This window comes from Streptomyces sp. DSM 118878 (assembly GCF_052936595.1).
Genome location: NZ_CP193622.1, coordinates 3,272,052 through 3,289,382, shown reverse-complemented (window position 1 = coordinate 3,289,382; position 17,331 = coordinate 3,272,052). Strand labels below are relative to the sequence as shown.

Genomic DNA, 17,331 nt, shown 5'->3' with positions numbered 1-17,331 from the left:
TTGGCCCGACGCGGCTCGAAGGTCACGCCCACTGCGAGGACGGTCAGGCGTCGCCGCTCTCGTACTGCTCCCGCACGCGCGCGTGCACCCCGGCCGGCGCGCCCACCTGGTCGAGGCCGAGCAGCGCGGCGCCGAGCACCGGCCGCGCGGCGACCACCCGTGGCTCCGCCTTCGGGGCCCGCTCGGCGAGCAACGCCCTGACGCGGTCGTCCAGTTGCGGGTGGCGGGCCGCGAGGACGCTGCCGCCGAGCAGGACCGGGACCCTCTCGGTGAGCAGCCCGAGGCGGTCGAGCGCCACGGTCGACATGGCGACGACCTCGTCGGCCATCCGGTCCACCAGCGAGCGCGCCACGGCGTCGCCCGCCGCCGCGGTGGCGAAGAGCACCGGCGTCAGCTCGTGCCGCCGGGCCGCCGCGATGCGGCCCAGGTGCAGCGCCTCGATCAGCGCGTACATCGACGGCAGACCGAAGTGAGCGGGCAGCGCCCCGCGCAGCGCGGTCGGCCCGCCACGGCCGTCCTCGGCCCGCGCCGCGTGCCACAGCGCCTCCTCGGCGAGGCTGCCGCCCCCGCCCCAGTCGCCGGAGATCCGGCCGATCGCGGGAAAGCGCGCGGTGCGCCCGTCGGGCAGCATGCCGACGCAGTTGATGCCCGCCCCGCACACCACGGCGACGCCCCGCGGCTCGGCGTCCTCCAGGAGCCCGGCGCGCAGGACGGCGAAGGTGTCGTTGCGCACGTCCACCGAGGGCGCCCACGCGCGCCGGCGCAGGGCGTCGGCCAGCTCCCGCTCCTCGACGGGCAGATCGGCGTTGGCCAGGCAGGCCGACACATGACCCACGGAGTCGACCCCCGCCTCGGCGAACGCCCGCGTCACCGCGTCCGCGAGGACGTCCACCGCCGGCTCGACGCCGACCCGAGGGGGCTGGAACCCGCCGCCGCGGGCCGCGCCGACGACAGTGCCGTCGGCCGCGACCACCGCGACGTCGGTCTTGCTGTTGCCCGCGTCGATCGCGAGCACGCTCGTGCCTACGCCCACGCCAGGTGCTCCCGGTTGTGCGCGATCAGGCTGCCGGTGAGCTGCTCGGCGTACGCGTACTGCCCGACCAGGGGGTGGGCGAGCAGTGCCTTGAAGACGCGGTCGCGGCCGCCGTGCAGGGCGGCCTTCAGCGCGAGGTCCTCATAAGCGGTGACGTTGGCGATCAGCCCCGCGTACAGCGGGTCGAGCGCGGGGACCGCGAGCGGCGTGGCGCCCGTGCCGTCCACCGACGCCTGCACCTCGATGACCGCGTCGTCGGGCAGGAACGGCAGCGTGCCGTTGTTGACGGTGTTGACCACCTGGTGGGGGCTGCCGCCGTTGCCGAGCAGCGAGGCCGCCAGGTCCACGGCCGCCTCGGAGTAGAACGCTCCGCCGCGCTTGCCGAGCAGCGCGGGCTTCTCGTCGAGCGTCGGATCGCCGTACATCTCCAGCAACTCCCGCTCCATCGCGGCCACTTCGGCGGCACGCGACGGCTTGGTCCTCAGCTCCTCCACCACCGCGTCGTGCTGGTAGAAGTAGCGCAGATAGTACGAGGGCACGACACCGAGCCGGTCGACGATCTCGCGCGGCATGCGCAGGTCGGCGGCGACCGCGTCCCCGTGCTCGGCGAGCAGCTTGGGCAGCACGTCCTCGCCGCCGGGACCCCCGAGACGTACGCCCGTCTCCCACGTCAGGTGGTTGAGCCCCACGTGATCCAGGTGCACCTCGCCCGGCGCGACGTCGAGCAGCTTGGCGAACTTCCGCTGGAAGCCGATCGCCACGTTGCACAGGCCGACCGCCTTGTGCCCGGCCTGGAGCAACGCGCGCGTGACGATGCCCACGGGGTTGGTGAAGTCGATGATCCAGGCGTTCGGGTTGGTCCGCCGTACGCGCTCGGCGATGTCGAGGACGACGGGGACCGTGCGCAGCGCCTTGGCGAGGCCGCCCGCGCCGGTGGTCTCCTGGCCGACACAGCCGCACTCCAGGGGCCATGTCTCGTCCTGGTTGCGGGCCGCCTGCCCGCCGACGCGCAGTTGCAGCAGCACGGCGTCGGCGTCCGCGACACCCGCGTCCACGTCGGAGGTGGTGACGATGCGCCCGGGATGCCCCTGCTTGGCGAAGATGCGTCGCGCGAGGCCGCCCACCAGCTCCAGACGGTCGGCGGCCGGGTCGACGAGGACGAGCTCCTCGATCGGCAGGGAGTCCCTCAACCGCGCGAATCCGTCGATGAGTTCTGGTGTGTAGGTCGACCCTCCGCCGACCACTGCGAGCTTCATATCGGTTCTCAGCCCTTTACTCCGGTGAGGGTGACGCCTTCGACGAAGGCCTTCTGTGCGAAGAAGAAGATGACGATGACGGGCGCCATGACGAGCAGGGTCGCGGCCATGGTCATGTTCCAGTTGACGCTGTGGGCGCTCTTGAACGACTCAAGGCCGTAGCTGAGCGTCCACGCGCCGGGGTTCTGGGCCGCGTAGATCTGCGGTCCGAAGTAGTCGTTCCAGCAGTAGAAGAACTGGAAGAGCGCGATGGCGGCGATGCCCGGCTTGGCCATCGGCACGACGATCTTGACCACGGTGCGGAACTCACCGCAGCCGTCCACCTTGGCCGACTCGATGTACTCCTTGGGGATGGTGAGCAGGAACTGCCGGAGGAGGAAGATCGAGTACGCGTCACCGAACGCCATGGGGATGATGAGCGGCCACAAGGTGCCCGACAGATGGAACTGCTGCGCCCACACCAGGTACATCGGAATGACGATGACCTGCGGCGGCAGCATCATCGTCGAGATGACGAGCAGCATCGCGGCGCGCCGCCCGCGGAAGCGGAACTTGGCGAGCGCGTACGCCACGGGGATGGCCGAGCAGACCGTCAAGAGGGTGCCGAGACCCGCGTAGATGAGCGAGTTGCGCCACCAGTCGAGGAAGCCCGGCGTCTCGAACACGGCCTTGTAGTTCGACCAGTGCCAGGTGTCGGGCCACAGGTCGCCGCTCATGGCCTGCGCGTCGCTCATCACCGACGTCAGGAAGACGAAGACGAACGGCAGGATGAACAGCAGCGCGACGGCTATCGCGACACTGTGTACGGCGATCCAGTGCAGGACGCGCTTGCGGCGGGCGCGGGCGGCGGCGGGGCCGCGCAGCTGCTGTGCGGCGGGGGCGGGCGCGGCGGGCGCGCCGAGAGTCGTGGTCGTCATGGGGAATCCTCAGTCCTCCGCCGAGAGCAGCCCGGAGCGCTTGCGCATCAGGAGCAACGTCACGGCCATGGCGATGGCGAAGAGCACGAGCGAGAGCACGCACGCGGCACCGGTGTTGAAGTTCTGGAAGCCCATCTGGTAGACGAGCTGGGGGACCGTGAGGGTCGAGTGGTCCGGGTAGCCCGGCTGGATGACGGACCCCGGCCCGATGTTGACGCCGGAGGCGACCTTTCCGGCGACCAGGGCCTGCGTGTAGTACTGCATGGTCTGCACGACACCCGTGACCACCGCGAACATCACGATCGGCGTGATCGCGGGCCACGTGACGTAGCGGAACTTGGCCCACGCCCCGGCGCCGTCCAGGTCGGCGGCCTCGTACTGCTCCTTGGGCACGTCGAGCAGCGAGGCCATGAAGATGACCATCAGGTCGCCGATGCCCCACAAGGAGAGCAGCACGAGTGAGGGCTTGGCGGTGTCCGGGTCGTTGAACCAGTTGGGCCCCGAGATCCCGACGGCGCCCAGCATCTCGTTCACCGGACCCGTGCCCGGGTTGAGCAGGAAGACGAAGGCGACGGTGGCGGCCACCGGCGGGGCGAGATACGGCAGGTAGAAGGCGGTGCGGAAGAACCCGGCGCCCGTCTTGATCTTCGTGATCAGCAGCCCCAGCGAGAGCCCGAAGACCACCCGCACGGCCACCATGACCACGACCAGCCAGAGCGTGTTCCACAGGGCCGGCCCGAACAGGGGCATCCGCTCGAACACATACGTCCAGTTCCGAAGACCCACGAAGGTGGGCTCCTTGATCTGGTTGTAGTGCATGAACGAGAAGTAGACGGTGGCGATCAGCGGATACGCGAAGAAGACGCTGAAGCCGACCAGCCAGGGGGAGAGGAAGCCGAGCGTGCGCAGTCTGCGGCGCGCGGGGTTGGAGAGGGTCATTGCCATGACAGGGTCCTTAGGCTCTTCATCGCTTCAGCTCTTCGACTGGAGGGTGTCGGCGTCGATCTGCTCGTCGAGCTTCCGCAGGCCCTTGCGCAGGTCACCCGAGCGCCCGGACTCGACGGAGTATGCGAAGTCCATCAGCGAGACGACGTACGCACCGCCGTTGACCGAGGGCGGCAGGGCCTCGCTGTGCTTGTTCTCCAGGATGTCGAAGAACGTCCGGAAGGTCGGATCGGCGTCCAGCTTCGGCGACTTGAGCGCGGCGAACGTGGAGGGCACGTTGTGGATGGCGTTCGCGAAGCTGACGACCTGCTCGGTGTCCGCGGTCAGGAACCGCACCAGCTCCCAGGCGGCGTTCTGGTGCTTGCTGCTGTGCGCGATCCCCGCGACGGTCCCGGTGATGAAGCCGCGCCCGTACGTCTCGGCCTGGTCGTCGGGAACGGGCAGCGGGGCCACGCCCCAGTCGAAATCGGCCTTGGCCTCCTTCAGCATGAGTCCGCGCCACTCACCGTCCAGGTGCATGGCGACCTTCCCGGTCAGGAAGGCGTTCTGGCTGGACATCTCGTCACCGAAGGTGAGCCGGAACCGTTCGAGATCGTCGAAGCCGCCCTGTGCGCGCGCCAGCTCACGCGTGGTCTTGAAGAACTCGTACGCGGCGGGCTCGTCGGCGAGCCGCGATCGGCCGTCCGCGTCGAAGTACTTCGGCCCCCACTGGGCGAAGAGCCGGTCGGGGCTGTTCTGGTAGAAGCGGAAGTTGGGCAGGTACCCGACCTGCTTGTACGAGTCCTTGCCGCTGCGGATGGTCAGCTTCTTGCTGACCTCCTGGAACTCGGACATGGTGCGGGGCGGGCGCTTGATGCCCGCCTTCTTGTAGGCGTCCTTGTTGTAGTACATGCCGAAGGCGTCGGCGAGCAGGGGAAGGGCGCACTGGTTGCCGCGGTAACTGGTGTAGTCGAGCAGCGTCTTGGGGAAGGTCTTGCGCTTGTCGAGCCCGGTCTTCTCCATGAAGGGATCGAGGTCCGCCCACATCCCGGAGTCGCAGTACTGGCCGACGTTATTGGTGGTGAAGGACGACACCACGTCCGGGGCCTTGTCGCCACCCGCGCGCAGAGCCTGGTTGACGGTCGCGTCGGAGACGTTCCCGGTGGCCTTCACGTCGATGTTCGGGTGCAGCTTCTCGAACCGGGCGATGCTGTCGTCGACGGCCTTGACCTCGCCGGGCGTCGCCCAGCCGTGCCAGAACTTCAGGGTGACCGGCTTGCTCGGGTCGTCGTTCGCGCTGCCGACGCTCGGGTTGGCACAGCCGGCGAGCAAGATCCCGGCTGCGGCGAGCGCCGCGGGTATGCGCCATCGCGGCATGGCGGACTTCCTTTACGGGGTGCGGGGAAGGGGTGCGGGGTGCGGGGTGCGGGGAAGGAGTGGCGTGGGGCTTTGGGGGCTCAGGCGGTGTCGAAGACCTGGTCGCGGGCCTGGGTGAGGGCCTCGCGGAGGGCACCGGTGAGGATCGGGTCACCGGCGAGTTCACTGATGCGGACCTGCGGGCGCGGCAGGGCGAGCCCGGTCAGCTCCTCCTCGACGCGTACGCGCAGCTTGTCGCCGCCCGCCTGGGCCACGGACCCGGAGAGGACGACGAGTTCGGGGTCGACGACGGCGATGACGGCGGCGATGCCGGTGGCGAGACGGCGGGCCACTTCGGCGAGGACCGTGTCGTCGGCGAGGGCGGCCTCCAGGGAGGCGCCGGGGCCGCCGAGTTCGCGTACGACGGGTGCGGAGACGAGGCTCTGGAATCCGCCGCCGCCGTCGGGCCCGCGGGTCGCCTCCGGGCCGCCGCGCGCCAGGGGGGCGCCGGGGAGGGGCATGTAGCCGATCTCGCCGGCGCCGCCGGTGGCGCCGCGCAGCAGGGTGCCGCCGAGCACGATGGCCGCGCCCACGCCGTCGTCGACCCAGGTCAGCACGTAGTTGTCGTGGTCCTGGGCGGCGCCTTCGTACTGTTCGGCGACCGCGGCCAGATTGACGTCGTTCTCGATGGCGACGGGGGTCCCGAGGACCGCGGCGAGGTCGTCGCGCAGGGTGCGGGAGTGCCAGCCGGGCAGGTGAGGGGCGTAGCGGAGCTGGCCGGTGTGCGGGTCGATGGCGCCGGGGGTGCCGATGACGGCGGCCCGCAGGTCTTCGTGGCCGAGGCCCGCCTGACGCAGGGCGCCGTCGACGGCCTCGGTGACGAGCTGGGCGGTGCGGTGGCGCACGTCCTCGGCCACGGCGTCGGCCTCCACGCGTTCCCTGCCGAGGACGGTGCCGGTGATGTCGGCGACGAGGGCGGTGATGCCGGTGGGGTCGGCGGACAGCGCGGCGACGTGCCCGGCGCCGGGGTCGATCTCGTACAGCAGGGCGTTCGGCCCCGGGCGCCCGCTGAGGCTGCCGGTGGTGTGCACGAGGCCGGCCGCTTCGAGCCGCCCGAGGAGCTGGGAGGTCGTCGGCTTGGACAGCCCGGTCAGCTCTCCGATGCGGGTACGGGTGAGGGGGCCGTGCGCCACGAGAAGATCCAGCACGGCCCGGTCGTTCATGGCCCGCAGGACGCGGGGCGTGCCGGGGGTGCCGGGGGTGCCCGTGCCCGTGCCCGGAGCTCCCGGGGTGCTGCCTGCTGCCATGACGCCACCTGCCTGTGCGGGTCGGCTCGCGCCGCCGGTTAACTGTTAGGAAACTTTCCAAACGTTCTGACGGGTGTGGACGCTAGGCCTGGCGTGAATATGCCGTCAAGAGAAGACGGCTCTGCGGCAACCAAGTCGTTACCTGGGAGGGGGCGGCGTTGCAGGGGCTGCGTTTCTGGCCGTGCTTACGGGGCTGGGGGGGGTGCGGGCGGTGGGGTGGGGTGGTCCGGGGGCGTTGCTTGGCTGCCGGGGCCGCCCGGTTCTCCGGAAGTGTGGCGCCTCCGCCCCGCCAGTAAAGGGCGCTCCGCGTCGGCTCCGCCGATTCCGCTCCGCTCCACCCTTGACTGCCGCGGCTCCACCGCAGGGGATTTGTTGGCCGGGCGGCCACGGGGGTGGGGCGACGGGGACGGTGGGGTGGGCGGTGCGGGTTGGCTGCCGGGTGCGGACTGGTTCTTCCGGGGCGGACGCCAAGGGGCGAGGTGGGCGGGGGCAGACCGGCTTCTCTGCTCGGGCCATCGGGTTTGGCTGCCGGGTGCGGACTAGTTCTTCCGGGGCGGACGCCAAGGGGCAGAGCGGGCGGGGGTGGAGCGGCCACTCTGCTCGGGTCATCGGGTTTGGCTGCCGGGTGCGGACTGGTTCGTCGCGGCCTCGCCGAGGGTGAGGTTGCTCGGCCGGGCGGGGTGGCTCTGGTCCGGTGGTGGTGTCGGGTGTGGCTGCCGGATGCGGGCCGGTCCATACGGGGCGCGGGTCAGCTTGTACGGACTCAGCCCGGCGGGACCGGCTGCGCTCTGGTGGTGGTGTCGGGCGTCGCGGCCGGATGCGGATCGGTCCGTCGGGTGCGGGCGTTACGGGGGGTGGGCTCGGCTTGGCGGGGCGGTCGGCTTCTCCGGCCGGGCCTCGGAGTGGGGCGCCGGATGCGGACTGGACTGGTTCTTCTGCTTCCGGCGCCGAAGGGCGAGGGCAGGGGCCGATGTCGGCGTCGGCGTCGGTCGGAGCTGAGCTCGGCTTTCCGGCTCCACCGTCGCCGGTACGCGGTACGCGGTACGCGGTGCGCGGGCGCGTAGGCCGTTCGCCGTTCGCAGGCGTGCTGGCCACGGCGATGCAGGAAAGTCCCGCTGGTCGGCTTGGTTACCTGCTTCTGACCTGTCGTTTCTCTGGCGAGGGTGGGGACTTTTCTGCAATCCCTGCGGTCAGCACGTCCGGGGCGGCCGGGGTGTGCTCGTGAAGCCGCAGATGTAGGGGCAACGGGCGGGGAGTTAACGGGCGGGGAGTTGGGGCGTTACGCCTTCCGGCTGCGCGGGCTGCGAGGGTTGCGCGGGCTGCGAGGGCTGGGCCGGGCTGTGTGGGCTGGCTGGCGGGGACCAACTTTGCTGACAGCGCACTCGCCGCCGCGTGCGCCCCCCGCTGGTCGAAACGCAACTTGCGCAAAGTTGGTCCCCGCCCCCGGCCCCCGTCCCCTTCCAAGAGGGTCGACCTCCCGCTCGCCACGCACCTTCCCGAACCTGCGTCCCGTACCGGCCCATCCATCCGCACCCAGCCACCTCAGCTGGCCCACCCCACCCAACCGGCCGGGCGCTGCTCCTGACCTGCGTCCCGTAGGGGGCCGGTCCGCACCCGGCCGCGATGCCCGGCGCCGCCACTGGAGCGCTGCCGCCCCGCCCCGCCGAGCGTCCCCGGCGACGGACCAGTCCGCACCCGGCCGCGATACCCGATGGCCCGAGCAGAGTGGCCGCTCCACCCCCGCCCGCTCTGCCCCTTGGCGTCCGTCCCGGAAGAACTAGTCCGCACCCGGCAGCCAAACCCGATGGCCCGAGCAGAGTGGCCGGTCTGCCCCCGTCCACCTCGCCCCTTGGCGTCCACGCCGGAAGGACTAGTCCGCACCCGGCAGCCAAACCCGATGGCCCGAGCAGAGAAGCCGCTCCACCCCCGCCCGCTTTGCCCCTTGGCGTCCGCCCCGGAAGGACTAGTCCGCACCCGGCACCCAACCCGCACCGCCCACCCGACCGTCCCCGTCGCCCCACCCCTGTGGCCGCCCGGTCAGCAATCCCTCTGCGGTGGAGCCGCGGCAGTCAAGGGTGGAGCGGAGCGGAATCGGCGGAGCCGACGCGGAGCGCCCTTTACTGGCGGGGCGGAGGCGCCACACTTCCGGAGAACCGGGCGGCCCCGGCAGCCAAGCAACGCCACCGGCCCAGCAAGGCTCCCGCTCCGGGCGGCCGCGTTCAGCGGAGTACCACCGCGTAGGCGCGACAGTGTCGGCGTGGACCACGTCCATCGCCGCGGACTCCGCGAAGAGGGGATCGTGGTACTTGGAGGCGTACGTTCGGAAGATCTGCCACCTTGAGCAGGTGCTTGAGCTTGAGCCGGCCCCTCATCGTGTCTGGGCCGGCCGCCGATCAACCGCCGATCATCCGCCGATCAACCGCCGAACATCTGGCGTAGGGCCGTTTCTCACACGCGCCCACGCCTTCGCTCACAGCGAGCGAACCGGCGTACTCGGACGTCTGGAACAGGCCTGGTACCAGTGAGAGTTGCCATGAGAGTTGCCAGGAGCGAACGTGGGACCGTGCCGTCACCGAGAAGGTGCGCCGCCCGTGGCGCCAGCCGTACGAGGACGGACTACTTCGCCAAGTTCGGCGGCGGCGTAATCGGCGCGGTGGCCAGCGACTGCGGGGACGTGGCCGAGGCGTAGGCCGAGGGGGCCGCCACGCCTGCCGAGGGGTCGGCGGCGTTCTCGGCCACCGCGACCGGCAGGCCGCCCACGATACGGATGCCCGCCTCGTCGAAGGCGCGCTTGATGCGCCACCGCAGCTCCCGCTCGACGCTCAGCGACTGGCCCGGCATCGTCCGGGCCGAGACGCGGACCACCATCGAGTCGAGCAGCACGCTGTCCAGGCCGAGGATCTCCACCGGACCCCACAGGCGCTCGTTCCACGGCTCGTCCTTCGCCATGGCCTCGCCGACCTCGGCCAGCGTGGCCCTGACCTTGTCCAGGTCCTCGTCCGGGCGGACCGTCACGTCGACGCCGGCCGTGGACCAGCCCTGGGAGAGGTTGCCGATGCGCTTGACCTCGCCGTTGCGGACGTACCAGATCTCGCCGTTGTCGCCGCGCAGCTTCGTGACGCGCAGGCCGACCTCGATCACCTCGCCGGAGGCGACACCCGCGTCGATCGAGTCCCCGACGCCGTACTGGTCCTCCAGGATCATGAAGACGCCGGAGAGGAAGTCCGTGACGAGGTTCCGCGCGCCGAAGCCGATCGCGACGCCCGCCACACCCGCCGAGGCGAGCAGCGGGGCAAGGTTGATCTCGAAGGTGCCGAGCACCATCAGGGCGGCGGTGCCGAGGATCAGGAACGACGCAACCGAGCGCAGCACGGAACCGATGGCCTGCGAGCGCTGACGGCGCCGCTCGACGTTGACCAGGAGACCGCCGAGCGCCGTGCCGTCCACGGCCTGCGCCGTGCGGTTCATGCGGTCGATCAGCTTGGTGATGGCCCGGCGGACCAGGATGCGCAGAGTGATCGCTATCGCCACGATGAGCACGATGCGCAGGCCGATGCCGAGCCACGCGGACCAGTTCTGCTCCACCCAGCTCGCCGCGTTCGTGGCGCTGTCCTGAGCGTCCTCGAAGGTGGGTGGCTTCGGCGATGACGTGTCGTCCGGGTTCGCTCCGGCTGCCGGAATGACGGACAAGAGCACGGCAGTACCTCCAGGAATAGCGGCCTGCCCGGCGAACGAAGAGCGATCCGCAGGGATCAACGATGAGCAGGGGGGAACCGGGCAGACCCACCACACTAACGGGGCATCGTGTGTGGATCGTTGTGATGTTCGAAGGAGGAGGGCGGGAGAGACGGTGCTCACCTGGGAAAGAAGGAAGTGACGCATCATCGCCGGACGACCTGTGGTCGAAAACACTTCAAGCCCGTTACCGGCACATGGTGGCGCTTCGACCAGGCATGAGGGGAGACTGGCAGCAGATCGTCTCGGCGCGAGCCACGCGCCGCCGGCGTACAAGGAGGCATCCGTGCCGCATGTCCTGGTCCTCAACGCGTCGTACGAGCCTCTCGGCGTCGTACCGCTCCGCCGTGCGCTCGTCCTCGTCCTGGAGAACAAGGCTCTCTGCCTCGAGGAATCCGGCGCCTTCATGCACAGTGCCACCCGCACCGTCCCCGCACCCAGCGTGGTCCGCCTCAAGCGGTTCGTACGGGTTCCCTACCGCGGCCCCGTTCCGCTGACGAGGCGGGCGCTGTTCGCCCGCGACGGCGGTCGGTGCATGTACTGCGGTGGCGTCGCAACCAGCGTCGACCACGTCATCCCCAAGAGCCGAGGCGGCCAGCACGCCTGGGACAACGTGGTGGCTTCCTGCCGCCGATGCAACCACGTCAAGGCCGACCGGCACCTCATGGAGCTCGGCTGGCGGCTGCGGCACAAGCCCGCGCCGCCCTCGGGCCTCGCGTGGCGCATCATCGGGACCGGGCATAGGGATCCGCGCTGGCTGCCGTATTTGCAGCCGTTCGGCGCGGACGACGCGATGGCTCGGATCGATGGCATTTCTGCCTAGCAAACGATCCGGGCCATTGTTGTGAAGACGTATGTGGGGACGCCTCCACGCGCGCGCGTACGCGCGCGCACGCGCTCGTAGAGGCGTCCCCGCTAGTCCTCCGCCACCGCGTACGCCTCCACGGACCAGAGCGAGTAGCCGTACCGCGTGGCGCGCTCGTCGCCCTGGACGCGGATGTAACGCGTGTCACGCGCGTCCATGCGGATCGCCTCGCGACCGCCCCTGCCGTCCCTCACGGTCGCCGCCGTGCGCCAGGTCTTGCCGTCGGTGGACGTCTGGACGCGGTAGCCGGCGGCGTAGGCGTCCTGCCAGCGCAGGACGACCTGGCCGAGCCTGACCGGCTCCGCCAGCTCCGTCTGCCACCACGCGCCGTCCTCCACCGGTGAGGACCAGCGGGTCTTCGGGTCGCCGTCGTTGGCGGCCGTCGCGGGGAAGTCCTTCGTCTCGTCGCCCGACGACGTCGCCCGCGTGCCGCGTGCCACGTCCGGGCCCGCCGTACGCGGGTAGGCGCGCACCGAGACGGTGCGGGTCTCGTCGCCGAAGGTCAGCGGGATGTCGTACGTCCCCGCGCGCGTGCCCGCCTTGACGGTGATGTCGACCGGCACCTCGACCTGTGTGCCGCGCGGCAGCGTGGACTCCTCGGGCAGCCGCACCTGGATGCCCTTCGGGGCCTCGGCGGTGAGTCTGCCCCTCATGTCCGCGGGGCGCTGGGCGAGCAGCCTCGCCGTGACGCGCCGGGGACCGCCGCCGATCTCCGCGTCCGCCTCGGTGCGGGCCAGCGAGAGGCGGGCCTCGGGGGCGTCGGCGTACCAGGGGACGAGGTGGCGGACCGTGCCGTCGGTGAGAGTGGTGCGCACGGCGTCGGCGCGCAGGCCCTTGCTCGCGGCGCCGACGGGCCCGTCCTCGCCACGCTCCTTCGCACGGCCCTCCGCACGGCCCTCCGCACGTGCCCCCGTACGTGCCCCCGTACGTTCCTTCGAGAGGTCGATCTCGGTGAAGCCGCTCTTCGAGAGCGTGCCGATCCGCCGCCAGCCCTCGCCCGGCACATGCGCCTCGACGCTGCCCTCGGTGCCGGGGTCGGTCAGCGCCGTCACCGCGGCCAGCGTGTGCGTACCGCCGAACCGTGCCGTCGGGCGGTCCGAGGCCCGCTCGCTGTCGGTGCCCGCCCAGCTCGCGTACGCCTTCTCGGCCCGCGTCAGGAACGGGTCGAGCACGCCTTCGCCGACGGTCACCCGGCCGTCCTTCAGCTCCTTGCGCAGCTCCGTCAGCTTGCGCGCGGCACGCCAGGCGGCGGCCCCGTCACCGGCGGACTGGGCCCGCAGCATGTCGACGGCGGTCTCACCGGCCTCGCCGTAGGTGCCGAGCTTCTCGATCCAGGGCCGGACCTCGTCGTCGAGGGCGGTGTCGGCGAGCCGTCGCGGCGCCTCACGCATGACGCCGAACGCCGCACGCAGGGCCTTGGCCGACTCCTCGGCCCCGGCCCGGTCCGTCGTCGTACGGGCCTGCCACAGGTCCCGCATGAGAGGGCGCAGATACGCGGATTCGTCGGCGCCGAGCACGGACGAGGCGTCATTGCCCGCGAGGGCCCGCAGCGCGCCCCGCACCTCGGGGTCGCCGCCCGCGAGGTCGTCGATGGCGGCGAGCCAGGACTCGTGGGGGCGGTAGGCGCGGGGGTTCCAGGCGTAGTCGGCGGCGGTGAAGAGCGGGATGCGGGAGGCCGACGGCTGCTCCATGGCGTTGCCGAGGAGGGCGGCCGAACCGGTGGCGACGGCGGGCTCACGGCCGGTGTAGGGGCCGAGGAAGATTCGGTCCTGCGCGAAGTCGTTGACGGGGTAGTTGTCCATCGTGACCAGGGCGTGCGGGCCGAAGGCCTCCCTGGCGCCCGCGAGTTCGCGCCCGGTGATGGTCCTGGGGACCACTCCCACGCCCGTCCACGCCACCTGGACGCGGCGGTCGAGGTCGTCCGAGAGGGCCGCGCGGTACTCCGTCGTACCCCGCTGGAAGTACTCGGTCGGCATCAAGGAGAGCGGCTCCGCGTCCGGGTGGCGCTCGGCGAGGTGCGCGGCGACGGCGTTGGCCACCCGGGCCTGCGCCTTCGCGGCGGCCTTCGGGCCCCTGCCGAACGTCTCGGCGTCCCGCTCGCAGTGCCACTCGCTGTAGCTGACGTCCTGGAACTGGAGCTGGAAGGCGCGTACCCCGAGCGCCCACATCGCGTCCATCTTGCGGGTGAGGTCCTTGACGTCCCGGTCCGAGGACATGCACATGGCCTGGCCGGGCGCGACGGCCCAGGCGAGCGTGACGTGGTTGGCCTTCGCCCGCTCGGCGAGGGCGCGGAAGTCGGCGCGCTGCCCGGCCGGGTAGGGCTCGCGCCAGCGGGCCTGGCGGTACAGGTCGTCGCCGGGGGCGTAGAGGTAGCGGTTCTGCTTCGTGCGGCCCAGGAAGTCGAGCTGGGCGAGGCGCTGGGCGCGGGTCCACGGGGTGCCGTAGAAGCCCTCGGTCATGCCGCGCACGGCGGTGCCGGGCCAGTCCCTGATCCGCACGCCCGGGATCGTGCGGGTCTTCGCCGCGGTCAACTGCCGCAAGGTCTGCACGCCGTGGAAGAGGCCGTCGTCGCCGGTTCCGTCGAAGGCGACGGTGTCCCGGCCCTCGAAGCGGCCGACGGCCAGGCGGTAGCCGCCCGGCGGGAGGTCGGCCCGGTCGCGGACGCCGAGGGAGCGCAGGGCCCGGTCGGCGCCCGAGCCGCCGGCCCGCACGACGAGGGTGCTGCCCGCGGGCAGCGGGTCGCCGTCGCGGACCTCGGTGACGCGCTGGACGCCGGCGTCGCTCAGCAGGGCGCGCAGCGCCTTCAGGGCGTACGGGTCGGAGCCCGCGCGCTCGCTTCGGGCGCCGTCGGCGGCGGCGGTCACGAGGACCACCTCGTCCCCCACGGTGACGGCGTTCCCGGCGGGGTCCATCGTCTGGGGGCGCGGCCAGACGGGCGGCAGCTTCGGCTCCGCCACGCGGTCGCCGCCGTCGCTCCCGGGGGAGGCGTCGGGGGAGGTGGCGGGGGTGCCGGGCACCCCCGGGGCCGCGAGTGCGCCCGGGGCGCCGCCGAGGGCGCCCGCGATGACGGCGATCGCGATGGCGGCCGCACTCTGCCTGCGCCGCAACTGCACGGTCGCTCCCTGTTTCCCTTGGACCCAGTGGCCCCTGACGTCACATGTGGCAGTGAGCCCACCACTGAGGCGGCTGGGGTGTCAACGGGAGGAGGTGTGCGAGGGGTGATTCTTCGCTGAACCCGCGCGAACGCGAGCCGGGGAGCCAGGGCGAGCGGGGCCGCCCGAGGCTCTGGCTCCGTTCCTCGGGCGGTGGACGATTTCCCGGCGGAGGTGCCGTCCCCGCTTGATCTTCCGGGGTGAGCCGGGCCACGGGAAGAACAACTCCCGCGCCGGGAACCTGACGTGACCAGCGTCACGTTGATACAACGTATACGTCTGCGGCCCCGCGTATTGGGTAGGGCTGCCGTGACCTGCCCCCTGACAAGGAGCTCCCACGTGGCCGCTTCAGCCAATCTTCTGCTCGACGCCCTCTCCAAACAGGTGCCCGGGCCGGTCTCCGGACAGGTGCCCCGGCAGTCGTCGGGACCCGACTGGGCCCGGGTGACAGGACCGGACTCGGCGCAGCTCTCCGGACCCGACTCGGGCCTGGACGGATCCTGCTCCTGCGGCTGCTTCGAGCCGCCCCTGACCAGCGAGCCCCCGCTCGCCGACGCCGCGCCGCTCACCAGCGAGCCGCCCCTCGCCGACGCCGCCCCCCTGACCAGCGAGCCCACCTCCACCGGCATGGCCTCGGGCCTGGACTACATGGGGGTCTGATGGCCCTACCCCGGCTGGCCGCTTCGTACGGCGTGGCCACCTCCTACTCCCCGTCCCCGGGCCGCACGGTCCCGGCCGCCGACACCGCGGTGATCGCGGCACTCGCCGCGCTGGGTGTGGACGCGAGCAGCCCCGACGCGGTCTCCGCCGCCCTCGCCGCGCGCGAGGCGGAGCTGTCCGGGCGTCTGCTCCCGCCGACCGTGGTGGTCTGGACGGACGGCGCGCCGTCCGACGCCCCCTGCCTCGCGGAGCTGCCGAGGGGCACGCGCGTGCGGGTCGAGGCGGAGGAGGGCGGGACGCACGAGTGGGTGGCCGGCTCCGACGCGGGCCCACCGCTGCCGCCGGGCGTGCACACGCTTCACGTACGCGGTCCCGACGGGCGCGAGGCCAGGGCGCACCTCATCGCCGCCCCCCGCCGGATCAAGACCCCGGAGCGCCGCGCGCACGGCCTCCTGGTCCAGCTCTACTCCCTGTTGTCGCACCGCTCCTGGGGCATGGGCGACCTCGGCGACCTGGCCGAGCTCGCCGCCTGGTCGGGCCACGCCCTGGACGTCGGTTTCCTCCAGGTCAATCCGCTGCACGCGGCCGTGCCGAGCCCGCCCGAAGGGCCGGGCGGCGACCCCTCTCCGTACCGCCCCTCCTCCCGCCGCTTCCCCGACCCCGTGCATCTGCGCGTCCAGGCCGTCCCGGAGTTCGCGGAGCTGCGGGGCGCCGCCCGGGAGCGGGCCGAGGAGCTGTGCCGCCTCGCCGACGGGCTGCGCGAGGGGGTTATCGAGCGGGGCGAGCTGATCGACCGTGACGCGGTCTGGGCCCTCAAGCGCGAAGCGCTCGAACTGCTCGCCGAAGTCCCCGTGGGCCCCGGCCGCTGCGCCGCCTACAGCGCCTTCCTCGCCGAGCAGGGCCCGGCCCTCGAAGACCACGCCACGTGGTACGCCCTCGCGGAGATGTACGGCTCCGACTGGCACTCCTGGCCCGCCGCGCTCCGCGACCCCGCGTCGGCCGCGACCACCCGCGCGCGGCGCGAGCTCCTCGGCCGCGTCGACTTCCACTGCCGCCTCGCCTGGCTCACCGACACCCAACTGGCCACCGCCCAGCGCACCGCCCGCGAGGCGGGCATGGACATCGGCCTGGTGCACGACCTGGCGGTCGGCGTGCACCCCGGCGGCGCCGACGCCTGGGCCCAGCAGCGGCACTTCGCCCGGCGCATGTCGGTCGGCGCGCCGCCGGACGCGTTCAACGCGCGCGGCCAGGACTGGGGCCTGCCGCCCTGGCGCCCCGACCGCCTCGCCGAGTCGGGGTACGCCCCGTACCGCGCCCTGCTCCGCGGTCTCCTGCGCCACGCGGGCGCCCTGCGGATCGACCACGTCATGGGCCTGTTCCGGCTCTGGTGGGTCCCCGAGGGCCACGACCCCACCATGGGGACCTACGTGCACTACGACGCCGAGGCGATGCTCGCGGTGCTCGCCCTGGAGGCCGGCCGCGCGGACGCCCTCGTCATCGGCGAGGACCTCGGGACCGTCGAGCCCGGCGTCCGGGAGACCCTGCGGGAGCACGGCGTCCTCGGCACCTCCGTGCTCTGGTTCGAGCGGGACTGGCAGGGCACGGGCCGCCCGCTGCCCGCCGAGCGGTGGCGCGCCGACTGCGTCGCCACCGCCACCACGCACGATCTGCCCCCGACCGCCGCCCGCCTCACCGGCGAGCACGTCCAACTGCGCCACGATCTCGGACTGCTGACCCGCCCCCTCGCCGAGGAGCAGGGGGAGGCCGCCGCCGACGTCCGTGAGTGGCTCGGGCTGCTCTCCCGGCTCGGCATGCTGCCGGGCGGCGTGGGCTGCGAGGAGGACGAGATCCGCGCCGTGCACCGCTTCCTGCTCGCCACCCCGGCCCGCATGGTCGGCATCTGGCTGCCGGACGCCGTCGGCGACCGCCGCCCGCAGAATCTGCCGGGCACCTGGGACGAGTATCCCAACTGGCGGCTGCCGATCGCCGACGCCACCGGACGCCCCGTCACCCTGGAGGACCTCGCGGCGTCCCCGCGGCTGCACGCGCTCCTCGCGGTGTTCCGCGAAGCCGCGCGGGACGGCGCGAAGACCCGTACGGCACCCCCGGGCGCGCACCCCGTTTAG

The 17,331-nt window shown here is 72.2% G+C and carries 11 protein-coding genes; 3 read left to right on the top strand and 8 right to left on the bottom strand.

The genetic code is table 11. The annotated features are described in order from the left end of the window. Window positions 1-43: 43 nt before the first annotated feature. From ACRAKF_RS14415 to ACRAKF_RS14385, 7 genes are all read right to left on the bottom strand, one after another. Complete coding sequence (locus ACRAKF_RS14415; protein ID WP_447037486.1) at window positions 44-1,033, bottom strand: N-acetylglucosamine kinase; 990 nt, start codon at window positions 1,031-1,033, stop codon at window positions 44-46. Beyond that, window positions 1,024-2,289, bottom strand: coding sequence for a 6-phospho-beta-glucosidase (locus ACRAKF_RS14410; protein WP_447037485.1), 1,266 nt, complete (start codon window positions 2,287-2,289; stop codon window positions 1,024-1,026). The genes ACRAKF_RS14415 and ACRAKF_RS14410 overlap by 10 nt, the downstream gene beginning before the upstream one ends. 8 nt (window positions 2,290-2,297) lie before the next feature. After that, complete coding sequence (locus tag ACRAKF_RS14405; protein WP_447037483.1) at window positions 2,298-3,206, bottom strand: carbohydrate ABC transporter permease; 909 nt, start codon at window positions 3,204-3,206, stop codon at window positions 2,298-2,300. 9 nt (window positions 3,207-3,215) lie between these two features. Further along, entirely contained in the window at window positions 3,216-4,151 is a 936-nt protein-coding gene (locus ACRAKF_RS14400) for a carbohydrate ABC transporter permease (protein WP_447037482.1), read from the bottom strand. 27 nt (window positions 4,152-4,178) lie between these two features. Continuing rightward, window positions 4,179-5,507 carry an ABC transporter substrate-binding protein gene (locus tag ACRAKF_RS14395; protein ID WP_447037481.1) on the bottom strand — a complete coding sequence of 443 codons (1,329 nt, stop codon included), beginning with the start codon at window positions 5,505-5,507 and terminating at the stop codon, window positions 4,179-4,181. A gap of 80 nt (window positions 5,508-5,587) precedes the next feature. Then, window positions 5,588-6,793: an ROK family transcriptional regulator gene (locus tag ACRAKF_RS14390; protein WP_447037480.1), complete on the bottom strand. Its 1,206-nt coding sequence runs from the start codon at window positions 6,791-6,793 to the stop codon at window positions 5,588-5,590. Window positions 6,794-9,409: 2,616 nt separating this feature from the next. Further along, window positions 9,410-10,489, bottom strand: a complete 1,080-nt coding sequence (locus tag ACRAKF_RS14385; protein WP_447037478.1) for a mechanosensitive ion channel family protein — start codon at window positions 10,487-10,489, stop codon at window positions 9,410-9,412. Between the two features lie 325 nt (window positions 10,490-10,814). Here ACRAKF_RS14385 and ACRAKF_RS14380 point away from each other — a divergent pair, with 325 nt between their 5' ends. Then, the gene (locus ACRAKF_RS14380) at window positions 10,815-11,351 is read left to right on the top strand and encodes an HNH endonuclease (protein WP_150184145.1); all 537 of its coding nucleotides are present in this window, start codon (window positions 10,815-10,817) and stop codon (window positions 11,349-11,351) included. A 92-nt stretch (window positions 11,352-11,443) separates the two neighbouring features. On the opposite strand, the gene ACRAKF_RS14375 is transcribed toward ACRAKF_RS14380, so the two are convergent. Then, window positions 11,444-14,506: a beta-N-acetylglucosaminidase domain-containing protein gene (locus ACRAKF_RS14375; RefSeq protein ID WP_447037476.1), complete on the bottom strand. Its 3,063-nt coding sequence runs from the start codon at window positions 14,504-14,506 to the stop codon at window positions 11,444-11,446. Between the two features lie 378 nt (window positions 14,507-14,884). Here ACRAKF_RS14375 and ACRAKF_RS14370 point away from each other — a divergent pair, with 378 nt between their 5' ends. Together ACRAKF_RS14370 and malQ are read left to right on the top strand one after the other, a co-directional pair. Beyond that, window positions 14,885-15,205, top strand: a complete 321-nt coding sequence (locus ACRAKF_RS14370) for a hypothetical protein (protein ID WP_447037475.1) — start codon at window positions 14,885-14,887, stop codon at window positions 15,203-15,205. Next, window positions 15,205-17,331: a 4-alpha-glucanotransferase gene (gene malQ / locus ACRAKF_RS14365; protein WP_447037473.1), complete on the top strand. Its 2,127-nt coding sequence runs from the start codon at window positions 15,205-15,207 to the stop codon at window positions 17,329-17,331. The genes ACRAKF_RS14370 and malQ overlap by 1 nt, the downstream gene beginning before the upstream one ends.

Bases quoted from the DNA above. Each gene is read 5' to 3' on its own strand.
- ACRAKF_RS14405 (WP_447037483.1), bottom strand. From the start codon at position 3,206: ATGACGACCACGACTCTCGGCGCGCCCGCCGCGCCCGCCCCCGCCGCA.
- ACRAKF_RS14390 (WP_447037480.1), bottom strand. From the start codon at position 6,793: ATGGCAGCAGGCAGCACCCCGGGAGCTCCGGGCACGGGCACGGGCACC.
- ACRAKF_RS14410 (WP_447037485.1), bottom strand. From the start codon at position 2,289: ATGAAGCTCGCAGTGGTCGGCGGAGGGTCGACCTACACACCAGAACTC.
- malQ (WP_447037473.1), top strand. From the start codon at position 15,205: ATGGCCCTACCCCGGCTGGCCGCTTCGTACGGCGTGGCCACCTCCTAC.
- ACRAKF_RS14400 (WP_447037482.1), bottom strand. From the start codon at position 4,151: ATGGCAATGACCCTCTCCAACCCCGCGCGCCGCAGACTGCGCACGCTC.
- ACRAKF_RS14395 (WP_447037481.1), bottom strand. From the start codon at position 5,507: ATGCCGCGATGGCGCATACCCGCGGCGCTCGCCGCAGCCGGGATCTTG.